This window comes from Pseudomonas sp. IC_126 (assembly GCF_004331835.1).
GTDB lineage: Bacteria > Pseudomonadota > Gammaproteobacteria > Pseudomonadales > Pseudomonadaceae > Stutzerimonas.
Genome location: NZ_SJSS01000007.1, coordinates 144,100 through 168,011 on the forward strand (window position 1 = coordinate 144,100; position 23,912 = coordinate 168,011).

Sequence of the window (23,912 nt, forward strand, 5' to 3'; positions counted from 1 at the left end):
AGAGGCCTCGGTACCCCCCTTAAGTCCATATTGCGTTTTGCACAGCCACACCCAGTCATCCGCTCAGGATCAGGGGTGTAAAATTCTTGACCCAGTGCACAACTTGAGGCGAAATGCGGGCTATTCGGCGTTTCGAAGGGTCCGGCAAATAGGATCGCTGCGGTTCAAACGTTGAGGCAAAACTCCTCGCGTCAGCCGGAACGTCAACAATTCATTCGAATCATATCCGCATGCGCAGCCGTCCCCCAGCATGCGTCTACTCAGGAATCAGCGCCAATGGCTCTATTGCAACAACGCACATTCAACGTCATCGCCAGCAATCAGTCAGAGCTGCTCACCAAATGGTCTGCCGAGCTGGAATCCAGCGGCCTGTACCGCACTATCAAAACCGAAGATTTTCGCCAGCAAACGGAAGAATTCATTCGCCTGTTGATCGCCGGTGCCAGCAGAACCGAGTCGGGTGACGTCAAGGCAGCCAGCTGGGACGAGATGCGTCAGTACCTGGAAAAACTGTCTAATAGCCGGGTGCAGCTGGGTTTCGATTCACAGCAGACCGCAGGCTTCATTTTTTCGCTCAAACGCCCGCTGATGCCATTGTTGCAGAGCGAATACGCCGACGAGCCGGCGCTGCTGGCCGAGCAGCTCTGGGCATTGTCCGAACTGATCGACGACCTCGGTCTGTATACCGTGCGCACTTACCAGAAGTCCCGCGAGGCGGTGATCAAGCGCCAGCAGGAAGAACTGCTGGAACTCTCAACGCCGGTCGTCAAACTGTGGGATGGCGTACTGGCGTTGCCTATGATCGGCACTCTGGATTCGCAGCGGACTCAGGTCGTGATGGAGTCGTTGCTGCAGCGCATCGTCGACACAGGATCGGAAATCGCCATCATCGACATCACTGGCGTGCCTACTGTCGATACCCTGGTGGCGCAACATCTGCTCAAGACCGTCACGGCCATCCGCCTGATGGGCGCTGACTGCATCATCAGCGGCGTGCGCCCGCAGATCGCTCAGACCATCGTTCACCTCGGCCTCGATTTACAGGGCATCGTCACCAAAGCATCCCTCGCCGACGCACTGGCATTGGCCTTGCGCCGCTCCGGCCTGACTGTAACCAAGGCGGTGTGATGGAACGCATCCCTATATTGCGAATGGGTGACTTCCTGCTCGTCACCATTCAGGTCGACATGCACGACCAGCTGGCCATGACCCTGCAGGACGACCTTGCCGAACGCATCAGCGCGACTTCGGCCCGAGCCGTATTGATCGATATTTCCGCATTGGACATGGTCGACTCGTTCATCGGCCGCATGATCAGCTCGATTTCCGGCCTCTCCAGCATCATGGACGCCGAGACCGTTGTGGTCGGCATGCAGCCGGCCGTCGCGATCACGCTGGTCGAACTGGGCCTGACCCTGCAGGGCGTCAGTACGGCGCTGGATGTCGAAAAAGGCATGCAACTGCTGCACCGACGGATGGCCGATAAATGACCGTGCGCGCCAGTGGCAGCCTGCCGGTACGCATCGAACAGGATGTGGTACTGGCGCGTCAGGCGGTCCGCCGGATCGCACAGGATTGCGGCATGCGCCTGATCGATCAGACCAAGCTGGTAACCGCAGTCAGCGAGTTGGCCCGTAACACCGTTGTCTACGGCGGCGGTGGCGATATGGACTGGGAGCTGATCGAGCAAAGCGCCCGTACCGGGATTCGCCTGACGTTCCGTGACGAAGGCCCCGGGATACCCGACATCAAGCTGGCCATGACCGATGGCTGGACGTCCGGCGGTGGGCTCGGTCTTGGATTGACCGGCGCGAAACGGCTGGTGGACGAGTTCGAACTCGACAGTACTCCAGGCATCGGTACCCGAATCAGTATCGTCCGATGGGCATGAATATCCCCGGCTCGCTGACGCAGGTGCTACCCATCGAAGACAGCAGCCAGGTAGGCCATGCCCGCCGCGTTGCGCAGCGCCTGGCCTCGGACCTGGGTTTCGACGAAACCGATGCCGGACGCGTGGCCCTGGCAACTACCGAGCTCGCCACCAATCTGCTCAAGCATGCCGGCCAGGGCGCCCTGCACCTGCGTTCGATCGCTGCAGAAACCGGAAGCGGTGTCGAGATCGTTGCGGTGGATCGAGGGCCAGGCTTCACACTCAACGAGTGCCTGGCCGATGGTTTTTCCACTGGCGGCACGCAAGGCACAGGGCTGGGCGCGCTGATGCGCCAGGCGCAGGTTTTCGACGCCTACTCGGATCACAAAGGATCGGTCGTACTCGTACAGCTATTCCGACGCGGCGTTGCAGCGCTGCCTGTGCGCTTCGGCGTCAGCCAACATTCACTCAATAACGATCCCGCATGCGGTGATGTCTGGCATGTGGCTATCGACGGGCAGCGAATCAGCGCGTTGGTAATCGACGGCATCGGCCACGGCGAAGAGGCGGAGCATGCCGGTAAATGTGGTGCCAGCGTATTTGCCGCTGAGCCTTTCGCCGAGCCGGAAATCAGCATTGCCGATATGCACCAGGCAATGAACGGAACCCGCGGTGGCGCCGCAGCCGTCGCGCTGTTCGACCCCCGCCTCGGGGTATTGCGCTTTGCCGGGATTGGTAACATCGGCGCCAGCCTGCTCAACGCGGAAAAGAGTCGGGGCCTGGCCTCGCATCCTGGAATAGTCGGTTCGCAGTTTCGCAAAGCGCGTGCATTCGACTATCCCGTCGAGGGGGCTCAACTGCTGATCATGTATAGCGATGGCCTGCAATCTCGCTGGAATCTGCGCGACTATCCGGGGCTGGCACACCGCCACCCGGCCATCATTGCCACGGTACTACACCGTGATTATTGTCGCGGACGCGACGATGCGACCGTTCTGGTAATCGCTCTGGAGGCTACGCGTGACTGATTCGAACGGCGTTAACGATACCGACCTCAGCCAGCTGGAACGGCTGCGCAGCGAGAACGAGTCGCTACGCGCCGAGCTCGACGAAACCAATCAGGGCGTTCTTGCTTTGTATGCCGAACTCGACATTCAAGCCGAGCAGCTACGTCAGGCTTCCGACCTCAAAAGCCGCTTTCTGTCCTACATGAGCCACGAGTTTCGCACTCCGCTGGGCTCGATTCGCAGCATCACGCGTCTGCTCAGCGACGAGCTTGACGGCCCGCTGAGCGAGGAGCAGCACAAGCAGGTCCTGTTCATCAGCGGCGCCGCCTCCGAACTGAGCGACATGGTGGACGACCTGCTCGACCTGGCAAAGATAGAGGCGGGTCGCATCACCATCTCACCGGCATGGTTCAACATGCTCGACCTGTTCGCCGCGTTGCGCGGCATGTTTCGCCCCATCGTCGATGCCGAGACGGTGGACTTGATCTTCGAAGAGCCACAGGACATCCCGCGCCTCTACACCGATGACAAGAAGCTGGCGCAGATTCTGCGAAATTTCATTTCCAACGCATTGAAGTTCACGCAACGCGGAGAAGTACGTATTTCGGCACGCCGCGAAGGCGAGCACGAAGTCTGTTTCGCCGTCACCGACAGCGGTATCGGCATACCGCACGACCTGCACGGCAACCTGTTCGAAGATTTCGTGCAGATCGACACGCCTCTGCAGAAGCGTCTGCGCGGCACCGGTCTGGGACTGTCGCTGTGCAAGCGGTTCGCCGAACTGCTCGGTGGGCGCGTCGGGGTGGAAAGCACTCCGGGTGTCGGCTCGACCTTCTTCGTCATCATTCCTCTGTCTATTACCACGGAGCCGGTCGATGGAGCGTAAGTGCAAACTGTTGGTAGTCGATGACAACGCCGCGACGCGTTACGCGATACGCCGGGTGCTGGAGCAGCACGGCTACGAAGTTTTCGAAGCCGGGACCGGCTACGAAGGCCTGACGTTTATCGCCGATCAAGCAATCGATGCGCTGGTTCTCGACGTAAACCTACCCGACATGAGCGGTTTCGATATTGTCCGGCAGCTGCGTGCAGACGAACATACGCAGTTGTTGCCCGTCGTTCATGTCTCTGCCGCGTCGATCCAGACCGGGGACATCATCACCGGGCTCGATGCCGGTGCGGATGCCTACCTCATTCATCCGGTCGACCCAGATGTGCTGCTCGCCACGCTGCGCACGCTATTGCGCGTTCGTGACACCGAGCAGGCGCTGCGTGAAAGCGAAGCGCGATTTCGGGAGATATTCACTAACGTGGCCGCACCGATTGCCGTGATCGATGCGCAGCTGCAAATCCATGAATGCAACCCGGCATTCGAACTACTGCTGGGAAATCGGGACGATGCTTCAGCATTGCGCGCCCGCCTTGCCGATAACCAAGAAGACAAGCTGCAGCAGCTTCGACAGAGCCTGGCCAGCGGTGCTCGCTGGCAGGGCACGCTGAGCATGCACGTCGCCGGTCAGCTGCGTGAAACCAAATGGCAGGTTTCGCCCTATCGCGCCGTCGACCTTGGCCTCGTGTTCGTCGAGGACGTCACCGAGCAACGCGAACGCGAACGCTCGCAACTGCAACAACTCGACAGCGTGAATAGCGAACTCGCACGCGAGGTAGCCGAACGTGTGCGCACCGAAGCGCAGCTGATGCAGGCACAAAAGATGGACGCCCTGGGCAAGCTGACCGGAGGCATCGCACATGACTTCAACAACTTGCTGACCGGAATCATCACTGGCATCGAACTGCTCAAACAGCGGTTTCAGGAAGGCCGCAGCGATGCGGTATTACGTTTCGCTGACTCTGCGTTGAGTTCCGCGCGTAGCGCTGCCTCAATGACCAATCGACTGCTGGCCTTTGCCCGCCAGCAGCCGCTGGATGCCCGCCCCGCCAACATCAACGACCAGATCCGCTCCCTCGAAGAATTGTTGCAGCGCACCATTGGCGAGCGCATCGTGTTGAAGCTCGATCTCTGCAAAGACGGTGCGATTGCACAAGTAGATGCCAATCAGCTGGAAAGCGCTGTACTGAATCTTGTCATTAACGCGCGAGATGCGTTGCCTGAAGGCGGCAACATCGTTATTCGCACGACATCCATGCGATCCATAGGCAATACCGAACTTGCCGACGGTGACTACGTCGCGCTGAGCGTGAAGGACGATGGCACCGGGATTCCCGCAAAGGTCATCGGCAAGGTATTCGACCCCTTCTTCACGACCAAGCCGCTCGGCCAGGGCACCGGGCTGGGCCTTTCCTCGATCTATGGCTTTGCCCGTCAGTCGGGTGGCGAGGCGCGAATCGACAGTGTCGTCGGCCAAGGCACCGAAGTGACCCTGGTATTGCCGGCGGCTACTGAAGTCGAACACATCACCGCATCCATCGACGACAGACCGAAGGGCAACAGCGAACACGTACTGGTCGTCGAAGACATGCCGGCAGTGCGCATGCTGGTGCTCGAGATGCTCAACGAAGCGGGCTATCGGTGCAGCGAGGCAGGAGATGTCGCGACGGCGTTGTCGGTGCTGCAGGACGATCCAAGCGTCGATCTGCTGCTGACGGATGTGGGCCTGCCGCAACTCTCGGGGCGCGAGCTAGCCGATGTTGCGCGGACTCATCGTCCCGCCCTGCCGGTGCTGTTCATGACCGGTTATGCGGAAAATGCGGTGCGCCGCGACCGTTTTCTGGCCGAAGGTATGGATATGGTGGTCAAGCCGTTTCAAATCAGCGAGCTACTTGCCAAGGTGCGCCGAGTGCTCGATACGGCCTCGGCGAATCGGCTCAATCGTAACTAGGCGACAAACCAGAAACGACTCGCTCGGTCGCTCAACCCGCCTTTTCGTCCGGTTTGTCAGTCGCGATCAGATCGAAACCCCAATCGCCGTACAGGTACCAATCGTCCCCCATCATTTCCGCCGGGTGCTGGGTACGACCGGCACCGTTGCCGCAGGCGAGCGAGTCCGCCGGGCAATAGCGATCGCAGCCCCAACAGATGCGTTCGGGGTGTGGAGGATTCATCGGGAATTTCTTGGCCATGTTCGGGCCTCTGTGCGCTAGCTGAGCGCTCAGGCTACTCGGCCATTCCCCGCGCGGACTTGATCATGATCAACAACGCCCAGCTGAGGCTCAAACCAGCACCTCGCTGATCTGCAGAATGTGGGTGATCGCGCCGGCACGCGTATCCCACACGTAGCGAAAATGCGGGCCTTGCACCGGCAGCGAGACCGTTTGCGGGCGAAAGGCAGCGACACACTCATGTCCGTCCAGCCGCACGCTTCGGTAAAGCAGGCCCCAGACCTTGCCGTCACGGTGTTCGCGGGCGAATGCCTGGCTGTTGCCATAGGCGGCCGGATCGGGCTGATGCAACTCGGGCATGGCGCGCACGTCGACCACCGGCTTGACGATTTTGTTCACATACGCGCGCATGGTGATTTCGACATTCGCCTCACGCGTGGCCGCCAGGAAACGCTCCAGATGGAACTTGGTTTCGGCGATAGCCGCATCGATGGAACTGGCGCAGTAATAGACACCGTAACTGCCATCGCTGAATCGACTGACATTGCCGATATGGGTAAAGGCTGCCATCACCGGCGTCGAGCCGGGCCCGCTGACTCGGTCACCGGGCGCCACGCGCTGCAATAGCCCCGCCTCTTCGCGCAATCGGTCGTTGGTCATGGCCTCGAGCGCAAAAGCAATTTCCAGATCCTCCGGGCTGAGCGTGTCTTCGAACACCGTCAACGGCGGAAACGAGCTATTGATGATGCGATACGCCCGCCGCCAGGCCGGCAGAACCTCCTGCCACGCCATCAGCCACGAACCCCGTCGAGATAACGACGTACGTCCGCCAGATCGACCACTTGCCCACCGAGCATGTAATCGAGCGCGCTCATGCCATTGAATGGCGCGGCGTCATTGGGTTTGTGCACCCATTCGTACGCGCGCTCCGCCTGATTGCTGAAGATGATCCGCAGCGCCTTGTGGATGCCCATCAGATAGGAAATCCGCTCCAGCGTATCGCGCGGTAAACGAACTTCGGGGAGCTTCTTGTACTTGAAATAGGTGGTATTGCCCACTGAACCGAGCAGAACACGCTGTTGCTCGGCGCTGCACTCCCACAGTTGCATGAGGTTAAAGAAGAACGTCAGCGCAACTCGCCCCGCATCGGGTGAATGGATGTCCGGCTTGCTGGTTGCCTGTTCGGTTTTCATCGTTACTTCTGCCTGGTTATCGCATAGCCAACAGATTACTACGCATATGTATTATTTCAACTATTAAATACATATATGTATAACTGACCATAAAACTGGCTTGCTGTGATCACGATAGAGCGCAACTCAGAACAATCCGAGCTGGTCGTCAATCAGCGCTGAGAAGCTGTCACCTACGAACGGCAGGATCGCATCGGCAATCGGCAGCAGCTGGCGGGTCACGTAATGGTCGTAGTCGATCGGCGCGCGCCGCACTTCGAGCGGCTCCGGCCCGGCCACGGTGATCAGGTACTGGATCCAGCCGCCGTTCTGGTATTGCCGCTGGCGGCCCTGCTGCAGGTTGTAGTCATCGGCGATCCGCGCAGCCCGCACATGTGGCGGTACGTTGCGATCGTAATCATCCAGCCGTCTACGCAATCGCTTGCGGAAGATCAGCAACTCGTCCAGTTCACCGGCCAGCGTGCGGCGTACATAGTCGCGCACGTAATCCTGATAGGGCTCGCGATTGAAGATGCGCCGGTACAGCTCCTGCTGAAATTGCTGGGCCAGTGGCGACCAGTCGGTGCGTACCGTTTCCAGTCCTTTGAAGACCAGCCCATCGCTGCCATCGGGGCGCGTGACCAGCCCGGCGTAGCGCTTCTTGCTGCCCTCCTCCGCGCCGCGAATGGTGGGCATCAGGAAGCGCTTGAAGTGGCTCTCGTACTGCAATTCCAGGGCGCTTTGCAGGCCGTACTCTTGTTGCAGATGGTCACGCCACCAGGCGTTGATCCGCTGCACCAGGCGCTTGCCAATGCGTGCCGCGTCCTCGTCGTCGTGGGCGCGCTTGAGCCAGACGAAGGTGGAGTCGGTATCGCCGTAGATCACGCTGTAGCCCTCGGCCTCGATCAGCTCGCGGGTGCGGCGCATGATCTCGTGCCCGCGCAAGGTGATGGACGAGGCCAGACGTGGATCGAAGAAGCGGCAACCACTGGAACCGAGCACGCCGTAGAAGGCGTTCATGATGATCTTCAGCGCTTGCGACAGCGGCTTGTTGCCCTCGCGCTTGGCCGCTTCGCGCCCTTCCCAGATACGCTCGACGATGGCCGGCAGGCAATGCCGCGTTCGAGAAAAACGCGCCCCGCGAAAGCCCGGCACCGAATCGTCACCCTCGTGCCGCATGCCTTCGACCAGTCCCACCGGGTCGATGAGAAAAGTGCGAATGATCGACGGGTAAAGGCTCTTGTAATCCAACACCAGCACCGATTCGTACAGGCCCGGTTGCGAATTCATCACGAAACCGCCGGGGCTGGCTTCGGGCGGGCGCTCGCCGAGATTGGGCGCGACGAAGCCCTGGCGGTGCATCAGCGGAATGTAGAGATGTTCGAACGCGGCCACAGAGCCACCGCTGCGATCAGCCGGCAGACCGGTGACCGTGGCGCGTTCGAGCAGGAAGGTCAGCACTTCGGTCTCGTGAAAGATCCTCGTGACCAACTCGCAGTCCTTGAGGTTGTAGCGCGCGAGTGACGGTTTGTCCTCGGCGAACATGCGGTTGATTTCATCCATGCGCTGGTACGGCGTGTCGATCGCCTTGCCTTCGCCGAGCAGCGTCTGCGCGACGTTTTCCAGACTGAACGAGGGGAAGCTCCAAGTCGCCGAGCGCAGCGCCTCGATGCCGTCGATGATCAACCGCCCCGCCGCCGCCGCGAAGAAATGATTGTTGCGGCTGCCATGCTCGCGCCAGGCCATCTCTTCGCCGCCACGCCCCAGCCGCAGCGGCACCTGATAACGCTGAGCCTGTTCGCGCAGCACCCGCAGATCGAACTGCACCAGGTTCCAGCCGATGATCGCATCCGGATCATGCAACGCCATCCAGTCGTTCAGCCGCTCGATCAGTTGCTTGCGGCTGTCGCAGTATTCCAGCTGGAAATCCACCGTACTGGCGTCACCGTTGGCCGGCCCGAGCATATAGACCTGACGCTGCCCACAGCCTTCCACCGCAATGGAATACAGCTCGCCACGCATGGTGGTTTCGATGTCCACCGAGACCAGCTTCAGCTGCGGCCGGTAACCCGGTGCCGGCTTGAGTTGCGCATCGACCAGCACGCCTGCGGCATCCAGCTGGCCAATGAAGCTGACCGGCGCGGTGATGAAGCGCTCCATCAGATAGCGCTCCGGCGGGCGGATATCACCTTCGTAGACGTCGAGGCCCGCTGCGCGCAGGCGCTTGTCGAGATTCATCAGCTGCCGATGCTGCTTGCAATAGAACCCGAGCACCGGACGATGACGGAAATCGGTCAGATTCAACGGCCGCAGCTCGACGTCGCGTTCGCCCTTGAGCAGCAGTTCGACCTTGCGCTGTTGCGCCGCCGGAATGAACGCAACCGAAGGCTGATACGGCACGCGGAGCCGACGCGGCCCCGTATCGGTCGCCAGCCAGAACTCCACCTCGGTCCCGGCCGCCGTGTCGCGCCAGTGCCGGGTCAGGACGAAGCCCTGCTGTGAATCCACCGTTTGCCATCCCCATTTATCTCGTAAGCGCTCATTCTACGTGGCATTGCCTGGACAGGCGCGAGGAACGGCAGCCGAGAAAGTCATACGATGACAGGGGTAGGCATTCGGTAAGCAGGGCTGCTAGAAACCGCTGTTTAATGCGTCTCTACTTTGACAACCTTAAAAAGGTTAACAATACTCATCCAAGTTGTACGATGACTCAAGCCAAACAATAACAATGGATCCACCATGTCCCCTTCGTTAATGCCGAAACCGGAAACGCTCCTGTCTCAGTTTCTCTACGCACACAGCCCACCTCGTCTGAACCGCTAGCAACTCGCTGTTCGCCCGATCCGCGCAATCTGTATTTCGCGGGTATGGGCTGCTTCGCCCATAAAAAGACATTCACGTTAGGACGCACCGCCATGACAACTACGAACGATGACTCCGTTACCGATGATCAGCGCAACGCGCGCCGTGCATTTCTAAAGAACTCGCTGATGGTGTCGGCGGGTGTGGCCTCCATGGGCGGTCTGGGCCTGTCCCGACTCGCGGTTGCGCAGCCACTGACCCAGCGTTACCCAGACGAGCTGGTTGAGATCCTCGATGAAAGCTTTGCCAAATACAGACTGTTCAACGCCAGCGTCGAGCAGCTCGCCACTGGTATGCGCTGGGCGGAAGGCCCGGTCTGGGTCGGTGATGGTCGCTACCTGCTGGTCAGCGATATTCCAGGGAACCGCATCATGCGCTGGGACGAAATCACGGGCTCGTTCGATGCCTATCGCGAGGCCTCGAACCACTCCAACGGCCTGAACCGCGATCTGCAGGGTCGGCTACTGGTCTGTGAAGGCTCGACCACCAACGGTCAGGGCCGCCGAGTCACCCGCACCGAACCGGATGGCAGCATTACGGTGCTAGCCGACAACTTCGAGGGTAAGCGCTTCAATTCGCCCAACGATCTGACGATCAAACGGGACGGCTCGATCTGGTTCACCGATCCGCCCTTCCAGACCGCCAATTACTACGAGGGGCACAAGATCGAGACCGAACTGCCAGACGCGGTTTACCGCATCGATGGAAAAACCGGTGCAGTGACCCGAGTAATCGATTCGATTGCTGGCCCCAACGGTATTTGCTTCTCGCCTGACGAAAAGGAACTCTACGTGGTCGAAGGCCGTGCGAAGCCCAATCGTCTCGTCTGGGCCTACTCGGTCAATGATGACGGCACCTTAGGCGAGCGCCGCAAGCACATCGAAGCTCCCACCCATGGCGCGCTCGACGGCATCAAATGCGACGAGGATGGCAATCTCTGGTGCGGCTGGGGCAGTTCTGGCTCACCGGAAGCCAAAACCGCCGAGCTGGACGGCGTGATGATCTTCAATCCGCAGGGCACGGCGATCGGCAAGATCAGGCTGCCCGAACGCTGCGCCAATCTCTGTTTCGGCGGTAGCAAGGGCAATCGGTTATTCATGGCGAGCAGCCATTCGATCTACGCGCTGTACGTCAATACACGAGACGCTACGTTCGGCATGCGCATACCTGGGGCCAGGCCCTGAGAGGACGAAAATGACAGGGTGTCGCCTGCAAAGCCACCCTGTCGGCTCGGGCTGTTCGTTATGTCACAAGGCTCTTGCTGAACCCAGAATCGCCGCCCTCCTTCGAGAATTCATAGAGAGCAACAGCCCGATGCCGGATGTCACATCCTGAACCGGCTCACCATCATTTGCAGGTGATTACCCAAGCGGGCCAGCTCCACGCTAGACGCTGCGGTTTCGTGACTCGCCGCTGCGGTTTGCTCGGAAACGTCTCGAACATTCAAGACGCTGCGGCTGATTTCCTCAGCCACGGCGCTCTGCTGCTCGGCGGCTGCGGCGATCTGTTGGTTCATCGATTGAATGTTCGAAACGGTGCGCGTGATGTTCTCCAGCGACTCGCCAGCCCTGCGAGTAAGAGCCACGCTGCTGTCCGTCAGCTCGCGGCTGCTCAGCATGATCGTCGCGACCTGCTTGGTGCCGTTCTGCAAGCCAGCCACCAGCCCTTCGATTTCCTCGGTGGATTTTTGCGTGCGCTGTGCAAGGCCGCGCACTTCGTCAGCGACCACCGCAAAACCACGCCCCGCCTCGCCGGCCCTGGCCGCCTCGATTGCGGCATTCAACGCCAAGAGGTTGGTCTGTTCCGCAACCGCCCTGATCACACCCATGACACTTCCGATCTTGTCGCTTTCTCCTTGCAGAACCGCCATCGCCTCGGTAGAGCGAATCACTTCGGCGGCCAGGCGTTCGATCTGCGTGACAACCTCCGAGACCACCTGATCACCCGCTCGCGCTTCCTGGTCGGCCTCTGTCGCGGCAAACGCTGCCTGCTCTGCATTGCGTGCGACATCGTGAACCGTCGCCGACATCTCATGCATGGCGGTGGCGACCTGGTCGGTCTCGATTTTCTGGCTGTTCACCCCGGCGCTGGTCTGCTCGGTGACCGCAGACAACTCCTCGGCAGCGCTGCTGATCTGGGTCACGCCATCGCGGATCCCGCCGATGAGGTCTCGTAGCGTCGAGCCCATTTGCTGAATACCTTTTTGCAGGGTGCCCATCTCATCACGACGCGTCACTGGCGCGCTCGCAGACAAGTCACCCGCAGCAATACGTTCGACGTCTCTCAGTGTGTCTTGCAACGGACGTGTGATCTGGCGCGTGATCACCCATGCCGCCAGGATGCCCAACAGGAGCGCGAGCAGAGTGCTGACGATCAGGCGAGTGCGCGCGTCGCCGCTTTCGATGTCTAGCCGATCCAGCTGAAACTGATACAAGGCGTCGCTGATTCTGACGATTTCGGCCTGGACGTCGGTCATTTCCTGGCGTGCAACGGCAATCGTGTCGGTCGCAGTTCGGAAATTCAGCAGGGCCGTGCGGTACTGCCCAAGCGTCGTTTCGATCACATTCAGATCATTCGCGCTGCCTTCCAACGTCCGCTCATACTGAGTCAGGGCAGACTGCGCGGCATCCAGCTGAGCGATCATGGCATCACCGTTCTGGGCGGTAGACTTGGCGGTATAGGCACTGAATAAATACCGTACCTGCTTCAGCTCTTCTCTGATCCGCGCGATGCCTTGCAGTTGCGCAAAACGGGAACTGTCATAGTCCGATAGGCCGATCACTCGCTGATAGATCGCGCCAGTCCGCTCTTCCAGAACGCCGACCGCGGCGATGACCGCCCCTTGCGCGGCGTTCGCTTCGACGTAGGCCTTGCGCATCTTGTCGAGCGAACGCTGATAGTCGTCGTTGAACCCGCTCTGCTCTTTGAGCATCTCCACATTGATGGGGTTCTTGAAAGTGCCGAGGAGCTTCGACTGCTGAGCCAGATAGATCTCGAGCTTGTCGTCAAGGCGCTCGGTAGAAACCTGATCGCCGTTGGCCAGCATGAACTGCAGCCGGGCAATCCGCAGCCCGGTAAGCGTGTCATTCAAGGCGGATATTTCAGTCATCCATCCGCTGCGCTGGATGACGCTGCCAAGGCTACCCCAACCGTTCCAGGCCAATACCAGAGTCAATATCAGCACCGAGCCAAAGCCCAGCCCCAACTTCTTGTTGATCGCGATGTTGCCAAACCAGCTGTTCATTAAAAACGTCCATTCAAAATTCGATTCAGGGTCTTTCAGGTTGAATGATTGTTTTTATTTGCGGCCAGCCTGGGTCCCGCGCGCACCGTATCGGCGCCCAGCCATGAAGCTTGAGCACAGAACAGGATTCATACATCGCAAAATGCTGAGGATCGAACGGCAGATGCTGACGAGAAGCCCACCGAACCGGCAAAGCCGCTCGGTGGGCTACGGATGGAGCGCCATCACCAGCCGGGCGTCATCGGAACGGCTGATCAGCCTGCCGCGACGTCCTCACCCAGATGGATCACCCGCGCCGCACGCAACATGCATTTGGCCATCTCCGGCGGGGAGAATTTGGTGAGGATGTCATTGGCCCCGGCCGTCTTTGCCTTGTCGGTACTGATGGTGCTGTCCAGCGAGGTATGCAGCAGCACGTAAATAGAGGCGTAGTCGGGATGCTTACGCAGCGCCTGGGTGAAGGAGTAACCGTCCATCTCCGGCATCTCGATATCCGATACCACCACGTTGATCGCTTCGTAGCTGTCCTTCAGGCTGTCGAGCTTCTCGAAGGCCTCACGGGCGCTGCGCACCGCATGGCAGGTGACGCCCATCTTGCTCAGGGCCGATACCGACATATGCACGGCCACCTGGCTGTCATCGACGATCAGGGCGCGGGTTTCGGTAAGCAGCTGCGCGTCCTGATCATCCAAATCGGAGATGTCGGCCTCTGCGGGAGCAGGCGCGACGGTGTGGATCACCTTTTCCACATCGAGAATCTGGATCAGCTCGCCGTCTACCTCAGCCGTGCCGGTAATGAAGGAGCTGTTGCGCGCACCGTACGGCGGCGGCAGGATTTTCGAAGACTGGATGTGGACGATCTTCACCACCGCCTGAACGTGCAGCCCCTGCTTCGAGCGGCTGATTTCGGTGACGATCAGGCAACCGCCTTTGGGGTCCTGCAGCGGCGCCATGCCGATCGCCAAGCTCAGGTCGATGACCGTCAACGGCTGACCCCGCAGCGTGGCGACGCCCTTCACATGGGGATGCGACTCGGGAAGCCGGGTCAGCGATGGCGTCGGAATGATCTCGCTGACTTTCAACAGGTTGATCGCCATCTGCTTGCCGCTGCGCAGCGTGAACAGCAGAAGCGATAAGGAGTCGGTGGCGGATGTGTTATTCATGAATGATCCTGTGGGAAAGCCGTTCTCGTGGCGTAGATATCACCTCGCTAGAGCCTTGTCGGCTGGAACGGCGAAATCTTCAGTCATCTGAACGGCTTCTGCTAAATGCCGCGCTCCCGGTCAGCAGCGCTCGAAGATCGCCGCGATGCCCTGTCCACCGCCGATGCACATGGTCACCAGCGCATAGCGGCCCTGGATGCGCTGCAGCTCATGGATCGCCTTGACTGTGATGATCGCGCCGGTCGCACCCACCGGATGCCCGAGCGAGATGCCAGAGCCGTTGGGATTGACTCGCGCCGGGTCCATACCGAGCTCCTGCATCACCGCGCAGGCCTGGGCGGCGAAGGCCTCGTTGGCCTCGATCACATCGATCTGGTCCAGACTGATCCCGGTACGCTCCAGCACCTTGCGCACTGCCGGCACCGGACCAATGCCCATGTAGGCCGGGTCGACGCCGGCATGGGCATAACCGACCAATCGCGCCATGGGCGTCAGCCCGAGTGCTTTCGCCCGTCCCGCCTCGGCCAGTATCAGCGCCGCGGCACCGTCGTTCAGTCCGGACGCGTTGCCTGCGGTTACGGTGCCGCCCTCCTTTTTGAACACCGGCTTCAATGCCGCAAGGCGCTCCAGAGTTAGGTCGGCGCGCAGATGCTCGTCGGTGTCGAAATAAGCGGTGCCTTTACGGCTGCGGATTTCGACCGGAACGATCTGTTCGCGAAAGTAGCCGTTCTCCAGCGCCCGGGCGGCACGCGCTTGGCTTTCCAATGCCAAGGCATCCTGTTGTTCGCGACTTATGCCGTAGCGCTCGGCTACGTTCTCCGCGGTCACGCCCATATGGAATTTGCCCCAGGGATCGTGCAGGAGCGTGTTCATGTAGTCGATCACAGCGCCATCACCGAGACGCGCGCCCCAGCGCATGTTCGGCACAATGAATGGCCCGCGGCTCATGCTCTCCGCGCCGCCGCCAATGGCTACATCGGTATCGCCGAGCAGGATCGACTGCGCGGCGGAAATGATTGCCTGCAGGCCTGAGCCGCACAGGCGATTGACGTTGAACGCGGGAGTTTCCAGCGGTATGCCGGCGTCGACCGCAGCGACTCGTGCCAGATAGCCATCCCGCGGCTCGGTGGGTATCACGTTGCCCATCACCACGTGGCCAACGGCATCCGCCGGCGTGCCGGAGCGCTCCAGCACTGCGCGGCAGACGGTCGTCGCCAGGGTGGTCAGATCGATGTCCTTCAGCGCGCCGCCAAAGGAGCCGATTGGCGTGCGCACCGCACCGACAACGACGATTTCGCGTTCAGTCATGGGGGTTCTCTTCTGTTGAATGGGGGTCGCTCCGGCCAATCCGGCGCGGCGGTTCAGCCGATGCTAACCGGATGAATCAGCAGAACAACAGGAAAATGCTGCAGATCGCTCATGCGTTATTGCAGAACTCATCGGTCACTTGCCGCGATGGGGAAACGCCGGCAGAGCGATGCGCCCGTCGCTCGCGCTCCTCACCATGGAACGATGCACATCGATATCGGGCCCAACCCAGACAACCCATGGGAGGCCCAGCGATGACCAAGGCAGTCAAACCGGACGCCGAACAACCTTACTTCGAAACCCCTGCGCACATCCCCAACGGCAGCGATCACCAGATTCCGCACAGCCACCGGCTGGTCTATCGCGACCACGACGTAATCGTGCATCTCACCGGTTATGAATACGAAACCTTTGGCGAGACGCTTTGGGCGGTGGGCGCCGAGGTCGTGAAAGATCGCGAGATCGTCGTCCCGGTGAGCGTGGACCAGACCCAGCACTACCGCAGCTTCGACGAAGCGCTCGAGCGCGGCACGGAATTGGGCAAACGGCTGGTCGATGAGCTGTAGTTCGAAGTCGATCAAGAGTGAATCGGCCGCCACCTTCTGGCGCGCCCTGCCCTGCTTACCATCCTAGGAAACCACCGATGAGCGATAACAACGCGAAGGTTCGACACGACAAAGATCAACAGCGCTACCTGCTGGACATCGAAGGCGAAACACTCGGCTTTGCCGCATACCGCGAAGACGGAGACAGCCTGGTGTTTACCCACACCGAAGTGGATCCGAGCCTCGAAGGCCAAGGCATGGGCAGCGTACTGATTCGCCAGTCACTCGACGATGCCCGCCAGCGCAGCAAGCGCATCGTACCGGTCTGCGGATTCGTCGCCGCCTATGTGAAGAAGCACCCAGACTGGAACGACATCATCGATTCACCCGCTCAGTGAAAGCACTGATGGGCAGGAATCCACCACGCAGGACGGTAAAATGCCTGCCCCCGCCGGCAGCACATGAGGTTCACCCGCTGCGGGATCATCTCGGCGCCCGCCAGGTGCTGGTCAAACGCATAAGAAGAGAAATCGATGAGCAACGAACTGCAGATCGAGGATATCCAGGTCGGCGACGGTAAAGAAGTGGTCAAGGGTGCCCTCATCACCACTCAGTACCGAGGCCAGCTGGAAGACGGCACCACCTTCGATTCATCCTACGATCGCGGCAAGCCGTTCCAATGCGTAATCGGCACCGGACGCGTCATCAAAGGCTGGGACATTGGGCTGATGGGTATGAAGGTCGGGGGCAAACGCAAACTCTTCGTTCCCGCCCATCTCGCCTACGGCGAACGACAGATCGGCGAACACATCAAGCCGAACTCGAACCTGCTCTTCGAGATCGAGCTGTTGGAAGTGCTGACTCGGGATGAGTGATAGTCGCGGCATTAGCCGCGACTATCAGTATGGGGTCAGGCTAATGCAGCCTGTCCGGTTCCGGTGGATATTGGCGCCTGTGAGCCCAGCGATTGCCCTACTACGTCACCGATCATGTCCGCCGTAATGGCGCTCAGGGTCCAGCCCAGGTGGCCATGGCCAGTGTTGTAGAAGATGCAGGGCGATTTGCCGCGGCCGACCTTGGGCATCATGTTCGGCATCATCGGGCGTAGTCCGGCCCAAGGCACGACGCTCTGAGTGCTGACGCCTGGGAAGCATTCGTTGACCCAGTCCACCAACGGACGGATACGATCGGCCCGAATGTCGCGGTTGTAACCATTGAACTCAGCGGTCCCGGCGACGCGTAGGCGGTTATCACCAAGGCGGCTGGTCACCAGCTTCGTTTCGTCGTCCAGCAGGCTCACGGTCGGAGCTGCGGCACGGCTGGCTTCGTCGTTGAGGTTGACGGTGATCGAATAACCTTTCACCGGATAGATGTTCACCCGATCGCCCAGTTGTGCAGCCAGCGCGCGGCTAGCCGTACCGGCGCAGACGACCATGCCGTCGAATTCCAGTGTTTCGTCGCCGCCTGGCGTGCCGAGAATGACGCTAGCCTGGCTGCCGTTGGTCGCCACAGCTTTAACATCCTGGCCGTAACGGCATTCGACGCCCAGGCGAATGGCCGCCGCCGCGAGGCCGTTGGTGAAACTGTGAATGTCGCCGGTGGAATCGCACTCGGTGTAATAGCCGCCGTAGTACTGCCCCGCCAGCGTTGGCTCGATGGCCCGCATCTCGTCTGGCGTCACGCTGCGGCGCGGCAGCCCACCCTGGGCCAGCAGTGTGGAGACTGTGCCAGCGTGCTCGAAGCCAGCCTTGTCGCGGTAGATGTGCAGAATGCCGGCCTTCTTCAGATCGAAGTCGATGCCCTCTTCTTCAGCCCAGGCAAACAGATGCTCACGGGCAGCGATGGCCAGGCGTGCGGTTTCGATGGTGTTTTGACGGTACTGCGGGATGGAACCGATGAACTCGGCGAACCAGGACAGCTTATGCCAGCTGGGCTTGGGGTTGACCAGCAATGGCGCGTCGCTCTTGAGCATCCATTTCATGCCCTTGAGGATGGTTGACCAGTGAGTCCAGACCTCAGCATTCGAGGCGGAGAGCTGCCCGCCGTTGGCGAAGGAGGTTTCCATCGCGGCGTAGCGGTGCTTTTCGAAAAGGGTTACGTCGAAACCGCGCTTGGCCAACGCATAGGCGGTGGTGATGCCGGTGATACCGCCACCAATGACAGCGATTGTTTTCATTGTGTCGCTCCAGAACGTCAAGGGTTAGAGTCCGTCCGCGACATGCGGATCAGACGCCCCCTCTGTTCTGGACCTGAGAGTTTCGCGAGCTCCAACGAGCGGAGTCCGCTTGCTCCTTCGGTGCGACGGGCGACGACACCCGACGGCTCTTCAGAGTCAAACCTGTGGAATCGGTCCTTTTGCCTGAGAGTTTCCGGGGCGGTTGCTCCTTCGGCGCTGCCGGCGACGATGTCGCGGCAGTCTCTCCCGAGTCCACATACTTCATGTGCCGGACCGATCGAAATCGATCCAGTGATGCAGTCGTGCTCAAGGTGCCAGAAAACGGCCCCTTTGCAACACAATTTTTTCTGCCGTACGACTAAGGAACGATGCAGTCGATCGCTTCAGCGGCGCGCCATGAAACCATCACCCGCGTTACAGGCATGATTTCAGGAGCCCACCAGTGCTATCAGCTGGGCGATATCGACGGGCTTGGTCAGGTGTACATCGAACCCGGCCGCCAGCGCATTTTCCTTGTCGCTCGGCTGCCCCCAGCCGGTGATCGCTACCAGCCGAACACGTGAATCCGACGAGCGGATCATCCGAGCAACCTCATCGCCACGCAGGCCAGGCATGCCGATATCCAATAACACCACTTCTGGTTCGAGCTGCCGATAGCGCTCGAAGGCTTCGACGCCGTCGAAAGCCAGATGTACCTCGTGGCCCTCCAACCGGAGGACTTCGGCCATGGTTTCGGCGATATCCCGGTTGTCGTCAGCGACCAAAACCCGCCGCGTATGGGCCGCAGACTCGCCGGCTTTCACAGACTGCGCGTCGCGCTGCGGTGGGGCCAGCGCCGGCAGATTCAACTCGAATTCCGCCCCCAACCCTACCCCTTCGCTGCTCACGCGGATGTCGCCGCCATGAAGATTGGCCAGCCCCTTGGCCAGCGCCAGCCCGATGCCCAGGCCAGCATTGACCTGTGTTTGGGTCGTTGGCACCTGAGCGAATCGTTCGAAAATCAGTTGGAGATGCTCGCGAGCAATGCCTAAGCCGTTATCGGCCACCGACACCGTTGCCATTCCTTCTTTCAACGCGGCGCGAACTCGGATCTGTCCACCCTGAGCGGTGAACTTGGCGGCGTTGTTCAGCAAATTGACGAGTATCTGCTCGAGCCGCAGGGGATCGGCGTCGAGCAGGATCGGTTCCGTCGGCTGCTCGACGATCAACTCATGTCGTTTTGACTCGATTTTGGCCCGTGCAGTTTCGACGGCAGCCTCGACCACCGCTCGGAGATCCAGTGATTCCTTGCGCAACACCAGCTTACCGAGGGTGATGCGGGAGATATCGAACAGATCGTCCAGCAGCAGGGCCATATGTCGCACCTGCCGCTCGATGATTTGCTGGCTACGCAACTTCTGGGCTTCGGATGCAGAGGGAGAGCCGAAAAGGCCAGCAGCCAGGCGAATGGGCGCCAGCGGGTTACGCAGCTCATGCGCCAGTGTCGCGAGAAACTCATCCTTGCGCCGATCAGCCTCCAGGATCGCCTGCTCCTGACGTTTGGATTTGGTCACGTCAGCGAACCAGACGGCGAGCCTGTGCTCGAAAGGCGTGGCGATCAGGCGCACCCAGCGCTCGCTGGCAAAGGCAGTGCTGCGCATCTCTACGTCACGCGGTTGTTGCTGCGTCGCCGCCGCCACAAGGGTGTCGATCGCTTGTGGATTGGCATTGGGTCCGAGCACTTCGTTGATGTGCCGCCCCGTCAGTTCAACAACCGTTCCCTGCAAGCTCTCGGCACCGGTCGGGTTGATGAAGTCCAGCCGGAAGTCATGTAACTCGCCCGCAGCATTGAGGTGCGGGGAAAGAATGGCGAACGGAACGGTGGAGGAATCCAGCGCCACCTGCAGTCGCCTCTCAAGCATGCCGGCCTTGCTCTGCGCCCGTGCCCGGTCGATGAATACCGCAGCAAGGCCAGCCGCAAGATCGGCCAGACGAATTTCACGCTCGGTCGGGGGCCGCGTCTCTTTGAGTTGCACGGTCAGAGTGCCGAGGACACTGCCGTCGCTATGCAGAATCGGTGTGCTGTGAGCGGAGCGGAACCCTTCGATACGGGACACGACGCGAAACCCGGTGAAGCGCGGATCGGTTTCGGTGTCCGTCACAACCACCCGACAGCCTTCCTGTACCGCTGCGCCGCAAACGCCGAGTCCGGGCGCTACGTTGTCCATGAGTTCCAGCGAGGCCGGCGAAAAACCCTTCGACGCATGAATGCGCAAGGGCGACTGGCCATCGCTTAGCGCCAGCAGGCCATGGGTCGCACCGTGCAGCTCGCACAGCACATCGATAATCGCCTGCAGCTGAGCATCCAGCGTTGGCAATTGCTGCAATCGGTTACCGAGCGTGTGCAGTGAATTCAGATCGCTTATCTGCTCGGTCAGGTCCTGCTGAGCCAGTTCCAGCTGCGACAACATGCTGTCACGTTCGGCCTCGCTCGCCCTACGCGCCTGCGCAGCGGCAGCCAGTGCCTGGCCTACCTCGCGCACCTCTTCGATTTCGCTGTCCGGTACCTGTTGTAACGACTGGCCTTGACCGATGGCCTGCGCCGCCCGGCGCAACTGACGCATCGGCACGTTGATTCGCCGCGTCGCGAACAACGCCGCGGCGACGGCAAACATCAGGGACAGCAACAGTCCGCCGCCATAGAGCGTGAAAGCCCGAGCGGCGCCAGCTTCCACCGTTTCGGTTGGCGCACCCGTGGCGACGACCCACCTCGACGGACGCAGGCGGACGAATGCGGTGTACGCCGAAGCACCTTCGACCGTCATGGCCATGCCCACTCCTTCATCGGCGGGATTGTCCACGAGCATGCTCTGGAGAGTCGGAGATGCCGGCTGCCCCACGGTTTCCTGGTGCCGCTGAGAACGTGCGATGCGCATGCCTCTGGCATCCAGCACTGTGGTGATCCAGCCCTGAGGTAATCGACGGTCGCTGATGACCTCGACGATGGATTCAGGCTTGAGCACCGCGGTCAGGACGTAGCGAATGTTCCCCTCGATATCGACCGGCACGCGTATGGGAATCCCCCATAGCCCACCGGGGCCCAGCCCCATATTGCCCACCTGCGGCTCACCGGTGCGCATCAGTTCAGCAAAACTGCGCGGCTCGGCAATCGCCTCGGATGCGGGCGAGTCGTGCCGCGAAATACGCCGGATGACCTGGCCCTCCGGTGTGATGACGAGCAGGGCATACCAGCTAGGCACCGAGGGCAATACGCGATGGACCATACCGGCGAAGCTGTCGATATCATCCTCATCGAGCAGCGTTGATTGCGATAACGCCTGCAGCACGTCCAGGGAGCGCCTGAGTTCGACCTCGACTGCCGTGGCGGCCAGGCGTGTGGCTTCTAGGCTACGCTGCTTCGCCAGTAGCTTCTGATCGTTGACTATCGATACCAGACCCAGCCCGGCGACCAGTGCCAGAGGCAGAATTCCGGCAAGCGCGATCGTCAGCAGACGGCTGCGCAACGGTACCGAGCGGGTCGGTTTCGCTCTTGCCTGATTCAATAGTTCTTCCCCTGACACCCTGATTGGAATCAAGGCGTAAAAAACTCGGCGAAACGGTGCGTCGCCGAGCGGCACGCATTAGTTTAAGCAATCCGTGCGACGAGTATCAGCACTTGGAGGGTCCTTGCTACGGACCAGTTCATTCACATCTTCAGGTGGCAAGGCGCTGCCAGATAATTGAATCCTTGGGAGATTTGCATGTTAGAACTTCGGCCTGGCTGCGAATGCTGCAACATTGATTTGCCGCCAGAATCTGCGCAAGCGTTGATCTGCTCCTTCGAGTGCACCTTCTGTACGGAGTGCGCGGAGTCGAAACTTGGTTTCATCTGCCCCAACTGCGGCGGCGAACTGGTGGCCCGCCCCCGTCGCCCCGCTGCGAAACTCGCTAATAATCCGGCGGCCACACAACGCGTATATAAGACGCAACGTTGCAGCCCGGCCCCTATCGTTCGGTAAGTTCCAACGGCCCGTCTTCGCCATCGCTCGTCTAACCAAACAGTCATGGGCACGAAAAAGGCCCGCATGAAGCGGGCCGGAGTTCGTGTTCAGGGCTAGGTCGTTATTTCGGTAGTTTGAACGTAATGAAGCTAGCCCGTCCGTCGCGCAGCACACGCATCGACACGGAGCGATTCTTCGGTAGCGCCTTGACCACCTGACTGAAGGTTTCTACCGAGTCGATGGCTTGGTTGTTCAGATGCGTGATGACGTCACCCGGACGCAGGCCGATCATCGCCGCAGGGCCTTGGTTGACTTCACTGAGCACCACACCACCGTTGATTTCGAGCGCCTGACGTTGTGCGTCGGTCAGCTCGGTCACCGAAACACCGAGGCGGTTATCGCTATGGGTAGTACCGCCCGCGCCACCAGCCGAGGCCAGCAAATCGCCGTCTGCGGGCAAGGCACCGACATCGATGCTCAAGGTCTCGCGGTCGCCGTCACGCACGATCTCGAATTTGGCGGTGGTGCCGGGTTTCATCGCGCCGATGAGGTGTGGCAGATCGCCGGACATGTCAATGGACTTGCCGTTGACGCTCAGAATCACGTCACCCACCCTCAGGCCGCCCTTGGCTGCCGGGCCACCATCCATGATCTGCGCCACCAGCGCACCGGCGGGACGCTCGAGACCAAACGACTCGGCCAGATCCTTGTTCACCTCTTGAATGACCACCCCGAGCCAACCGCGGCTGACCTTGCCGTCTTCACGCAGCTGGTTGGCGACATCCATGGCGACGTCGATCGGGATGGCGAACGACAACCCCATGAAGCCACCGGAGCGGGTGAAGATCTGCGAGTTGATGCCCACCACTTCGCCGTCGAGGTTGAACAGCGGGCCACCCGAATTGCCTGGGTTGATCGCTACGTCCGTCTGAATGAAGGGCACATAGCTCTCGTTCGGCAGGCTGCGACCGGTCGCGCTGACCACGCCAGCCGTCACGGTGTGATCGAAGCCGAACGGGGAACCAATGGCGACAACCCACTCGCCTGCTTTCAACGCCTCGGAGCTACCGAGCTTGACCGTCGGCAGATCGTCCCCTTCGATTTTCAGCAGCGCCACGTCACTGCGCGGGTCGGCTCCGACCAGCTTGGCTTGCAGTTCGCTGCGGTCAGGCAGACGCACCATGATTTCATCGGCATCGGCGACCACGTGGTTATTGGTCAGCACATAACCGTCTTCTGAAATGATGAAGCCCGAACCCAGCGACTGAGCCTCTCGGCGCTCGGGCCGTTGCGGGATACCACGCTCGAAGAACTCGCGGAACATGGGCGGGATGCCTTCCAGATCCGGAGTCTGTGCCAGCGCGCCACGCGCGGGTTTGTTCTGCTTGGTGCTGATGTTCACGACCGCCGGCGAGGCATCTTCGACCAGCGGCGTGAAATCCGGCAGATCCGCATAGGCGATCAGCGCCTGTCCGAATAACGCCACGCCGGCTACGACTGCCAGAAGGTCTTTACGAAGGATCAT

21 protein-coding genes, 1 pseudogene and 1 riboswitch are annotated in these 23,912 nt (G+C 60.5%); of the genes and pseudogenes, 11 read left to right on the forward strand and 11 right to left on the reverse strand.

What is annotated here, in order from left to right:
* The first annotated feature begins 276 nt into the window (after positions 1-276).
* From E0D86_RS19085 to E0D86_RS19110, 6 genes are read left to right on the forward strand one after another with little or no spacing between them, the layout of a single operon-like run.
* On the forward strand, positions 277-1,128 hold the full coding sequence (locus tag E0D86_RS19085; protein WP_131651628.1) for an STAS domain-containing protein: 852 nt from the start codon (positions 277-279) through the stop codon (positions 1,126-1,128).
* Positions 1,128-1,490, forward strand: a complete 363-nt coding sequence (locus E0D86_RS19090) for an STAS domain-containing protein (RefSeq protein ID WP_131651629.1) — start codon at positions 1,128-1,130, stop codon at positions 1,488-1,490. Before E0D86_RS19085 ends, E0D86_RS19090 begins: the two co-directional genes overlap by 1 nt.
* A complete protein-coding gene (locus E0D86_RS19095) occupies positions 1,487-1,891 on the forward strand; it encodes an anti-sigma regulatory factor (protein WP_131651630.1) in 405 nt (134 codons plus the stop codon). The genes E0D86_RS19090 and E0D86_RS19095 overlap by 4 nt, the downstream gene beginning before the upstream one ends.
* Positions 1,888-2,898 carry an ATP-binding protein gene (locus E0D86_RS19100; RefSeq protein ID WP_131651708.1) on the forward strand — a complete coding sequence of 337 codons (1,011 nt, stop codon included), beginning with the start codon at positions 1,888-1,890 and terminating at the stop codon, positions 2,896-2,898. Before E0D86_RS19095 ends, E0D86_RS19100 begins: the two co-directional genes overlap by 4 nt.
* On the forward strand, positions 2,891-3,763 hold the full coding sequence (locus tag E0D86_RS19105) for a sensor histidine kinase KdpD (protein ID WP_131651631.1): 873 nt from the start codon (positions 2,891-2,893) through the stop codon (positions 3,761-3,763). Before E0D86_RS19100 ends, E0D86_RS19105 begins: the two co-directional genes overlap by 8 nt.
* Entirely contained in the window at positions 3,753-5,717 is a 1,965-nt protein-coding gene (locus E0D86_RS19110; protein ID WP_131651632.1) for a response regulator, read from the forward strand. Before E0D86_RS19105 ends, E0D86_RS19110 begins: the two co-directional genes overlap by 11 nt.
* Positions 5,718-5,748: 31 nt before the next feature.
* Here the strand turns inward: E0D86_RS19110 and E0D86_RS19115 are convergent, their stop codons facing one another.
* The 4 genes from E0D86_RS19115 to E0D86_RS19130 all read right to left on the reverse strand — a co-directional run bounded on the left by E0D86_RS19115 (position 5,749) and on the right by E0D86_RS19130 (position 9,617).
* Positions 5,749-5,958, reverse strand: a complete 210-nt coding sequence (locus E0D86_RS19115; RefSeq protein ID WP_131651633.1) for a DUF3079 domain-containing protein — start codon at positions 5,956-5,958, stop codon at positions 5,749-5,751.
* A 90-nt stretch (positions 5,959-6,048) separates the two neighbouring features.
* Positions 6,049-6,729 carry an RES family NAD+ phosphorylase gene (locus E0D86_RS19120; RefSeq protein ID WP_131651634.1) on the reverse strand — a complete coding sequence of 227 codons (681 nt, stop codon included), beginning with the start codon at positions 6,727-6,729 and terminating at the stop codon, positions 6,049-6,051.
* Positions 6,729-7,130, reverse strand: coding sequence for an MbcA/ParS/Xre antitoxin family protein (locus tag E0D86_RS19125; RefSeq protein WP_131651635.1), 402 nt, complete (start codon positions 7,128-7,130; stop codon positions 6,729-6,731). Before E0D86_RS19125 ends, E0D86_RS19120 begins: the two co-directional genes overlap by 1 nt.
* Positions 7,131-7,256: 126 nt before the next feature.
* Positions 7,257-9,617 carry a DNA polymerase II gene (locus E0D86_RS19130; RefSeq protein ID WP_131651636.1) on the reverse strand — a complete coding sequence of 787 codons (2,361 nt, stop codon included), beginning with the start codon at positions 9,615-9,617 and terminating at the stop codon, positions 7,257-7,259.
* Positions 9,618-10,024: 407 nt separating this feature from the next.
* Here E0D86_RS19130 and E0D86_RS19135 point away from each other — a divergent pair, with 407 nt between their 5' ends.
* Positions 10,025-11,155 carry an SMP-30/gluconolactonase/LRE family protein gene (locus E0D86_RS19135; RefSeq protein WP_131651637.1) on the forward strand — a complete coding sequence of 377 codons (1,131 nt, stop codon included), beginning with the start codon at positions 10,025-10,027 and terminating at the stop codon, positions 11,153-11,155.
* Positions 11,156-11,295: 140 nt separating this feature from the next.
* Here E0D86_RS19135 and E0D86_RS22030 read toward each other — a convergent pair whose 3' ends face one another.
* The 4 genes and pseudogenes from E0D86_RS22030 to E0D86_RS19150 form a co-directional block, all read right to left on the reverse strand.
* Positions 11,296-12,159, reverse strand: a complete 864-nt coding sequence (locus E0D86_RS22030) for a methyl-accepting chemotaxis protein (protein ID WP_371924094.1) — start codon at positions 12,157-12,159, stop codon at positions 11,296-11,298.
* Positions 12,151-13,215, reverse strand: a pseudogene (locus tag E0D86_RS22035) (methyl-accepting chemotaxis protein); the annotation flags it as partial. The pseudogene E0D86_RS22035 and the gene E0D86_RS22030, both read right to left, overlap by 9 nt.
* A gap of 254 nt (positions 13,216-13,469) precedes the next feature.
* Positions 13,470-14,378 (reverse strand): chemotaxis protein CheV, encoded by a 909-nt coding sequence (locus E0D86_RS19145; protein WP_131651639.1) that lies wholly within the window; start codon positions 14,376-14,378, stop codon positions 13,470-13,472.
* 120 nt (positions 14,379-14,498) lie between these two features.
* A complete protein-coding gene (locus E0D86_RS19150; protein ID WP_131651640.1) occupies positions 14,499-15,686 on the reverse strand; it encodes an acetyl-CoA C-acyltransferase family protein in 1,188 nt (395 codons plus the stop codon).
* 254 nt (positions 15,687-15,940) lie between these two features.
* Between E0D86_RS19150 and E0D86_RS19155 the strand changes: the two genes are divergently transcribed.
* The 3 genes from E0D86_RS19155 (at position 15,941) to E0D86_RS19165 (ending at position 17,106) form a co-directional block, all read left to right on the forward strand.
* The gene (locus E0D86_RS19155) at positions 15,941-16,252 is read left to right on the forward strand and encodes a hypothetical protein (protein ID WP_131651641.1); all 312 of its coding nucleotides are present in this window, start codon (positions 15,941-15,943) and stop codon (positions 16,250-16,252) included.
* Between the two features lie 77 nt (positions 16,253-16,329).
* Positions 16,330-16,629, forward strand: coding sequence for a GNAT family N-acetyltransferase (locus E0D86_RS19160; protein ID WP_131651642.1), 300 nt, complete (start codon positions 16,330-16,332; stop codon positions 16,627-16,629).
* Positions 16,630-16,764: 135 nt separating this feature from the next.
* Complete coding sequence (locus tag E0D86_RS19165; protein ID WP_131651643.1) at positions 16,765-17,106, forward strand: FKBP-type peptidyl-prolyl cis-trans isomerase; 342 nt, start codon at positions 16,765-16,767, stop codon at positions 17,104-17,106.
* Positions 17,107-17,141: 35 nt separating this feature from the next.
* On the opposite strand, the gene E0D86_RS19170 is transcribed toward E0D86_RS19165, so the two are convergent.
* Both E0D86_RS19170 and E0D86_RS19175 read right to left on the reverse strand, forming a co-directional pair.
* Positions 17,142-18,407, reverse strand: coding sequence for a D-amino acid dehydrogenase (locus E0D86_RS19170; RefSeq protein WP_131651644.1), 1,266 nt, complete (start codon positions 18,405-18,407; stop codon positions 17,142-17,144).
* A 161-nt stretch (positions 18,408-18,568) separates the two neighbouring features.
* Positions 18,569-18,666, reverse strand: a riboswitch (glycine riboswitch).
* Positions 18,667-18,835: 169 nt separating this feature from the next.
* Positions 18,836-21,949: an ATP-binding protein gene (locus E0D86_RS19175; RefSeq protein WP_131651645.1), complete on the reverse strand. Its 3,114-nt coding sequence runs from the start codon at positions 21,947-21,949 to the stop codon at positions 18,836-18,838.
* A gap of 198 nt (positions 21,950-22,147) precedes the next feature.
* Here E0D86_RS19175 and E0D86_RS19180 point away from each other — a divergent pair, with 198 nt between their 5' ends.
* Positions 22,148-22,405, forward strand: a complete 258-nt coding sequence (locus E0D86_RS19180; protein ID WP_131651646.1) for a DUF1272 domain-containing protein — start codon at positions 22,148-22,150, stop codon at positions 22,403-22,405.
* 103 nt (positions 22,406-22,508) lie between these two features.
* Here the strand turns inward: E0D86_RS19180 and E0D86_RS19185 are convergent, their stop codons facing one another.
* Positions 22,509-23,912 carry a DegQ family serine endoprotease gene (locus E0D86_RS19185; RefSeq protein WP_131651647.1) on the reverse strand — a complete coding sequence of 468 codons (1,404 nt, stop codon included), beginning with the start codon at positions 23,910-23,912 and terminating at the stop codon, positions 22,509-22,511.

Coding starts and splice junctions, on each gene's coding strand:
- E0D86_RS19085 (WP_131651628.1), top strand. CDS start 277: ATGGCTCTATTGCAACAACGCACATTCAACGTCATCGCCAGCAATCAG.
- E0D86_RS19090 (WP_131651629.1), top strand. CDS start 1,128: ATGGAACGCATCCCTATATTGCGAATGGGTGACTTCCTGCTCGTCACC.
- E0D86_RS19095 (WP_131651630.1), top strand. CDS start 1,487: ATGACCGTGCGCGCCAGTGGCAGCCTGCCGGTACGCATCGAACAGGAT.
- E0D86_RS19100 (WP_131651708.1), top strand. CDS start 1,888: ATGAATATCCCCGGCTCGCTGACGCAGGTGCTACCCATCGAAGACAGC.
- E0D86_RS19110 (WP_131651632.1), top strand. CDS start 3,753: ATGGAGCGTAAGTGCAAACTGTTGGTAGTCGATGACAACGCCGCGACG.
- E0D86_RS19115 (WP_131651633.1), bottom strand. CDS start 5,958: ATGGCCAAGAAATTCCCGATGAATCCTCCACACCCCGAACGCATCTGT.
- E0D86_RS19120 (WP_131651634.1), bottom strand. CDS start 6,729: ATGGCGTGGCAGGAGGTTCTGCCGGCCTGGCGGCGGGCGTATCGCATC.
- E0D86_RS19125 (WP_131651635.1), bottom strand. CDS start 7,130: ATGAAAACCGAACAGGCAACCAGCAAGCCGGACATCCATTCACCCGAT.
- E0D86_RS19135 (WP_131651637.1), top strand. CDS start 10,025: ATGACAACTACGAACGATGACTCCGTTACCGATGATCAGCGCAACGCG.
- E0D86_RS22030 (WP_371924094.1), bottom strand. CDS start 12,159: ATGGGCTCGACGCTACGAGACCTCATCGGCGGGATCCGCGATGGCGTG.
- E0D86_RS19145 (WP_131651639.1), bottom strand. CDS start 14,378: ATGAATAACACATCCGCCACCGACTCCTTATCGCTTCTGCTGTTCACG.
- E0D86_RS19150 (WP_131651640.1), bottom strand. CDS start 15,686: ATGACTGAACGCGAAATCGTCGTTGTCGGTGCGGTGCGCACGCCAATC.
- E0D86_RS19155 (WP_131651641.1), top strand. CDS start 15,941: ATGACCAAGGCAGTCAAACCGGACGCCGAACAACCTTACTTCGAAACC.
- E0D86_RS19160 (WP_131651642.1), top strand. CDS start 16,330: ATGAGCGATAACAACGCGAAGGTTCGACACGACAAAGATCAACAGCGC.
- E0D86_RS19165 (WP_131651643.1), top strand. CDS start 16,765: ATGAGCAACGAACTGCAGATCGAGGATATCCAGGTCGGCGACGGTAAA.
- E0D86_RS19170 (WP_131651644.1), bottom strand. CDS start 18,407: ATGAAAACAATCGCTGTCATTGGTGGCGGTATCACCGGCATCACCACC.
- E0D86_RS19180 (WP_131651646.1), top strand. CDS start 22,148: ATGTTAGAACTTCGGCCTGGCTGCGAATGCTGCAACATTGATTTGCCG.
- E0D86_RS19185 (WP_131651647.1), bottom strand. CDS start 23,912: ATGATCCTTCGTAAAGACCTTCTGGCAGTCGTAGCCGGCGTGGCGTTA.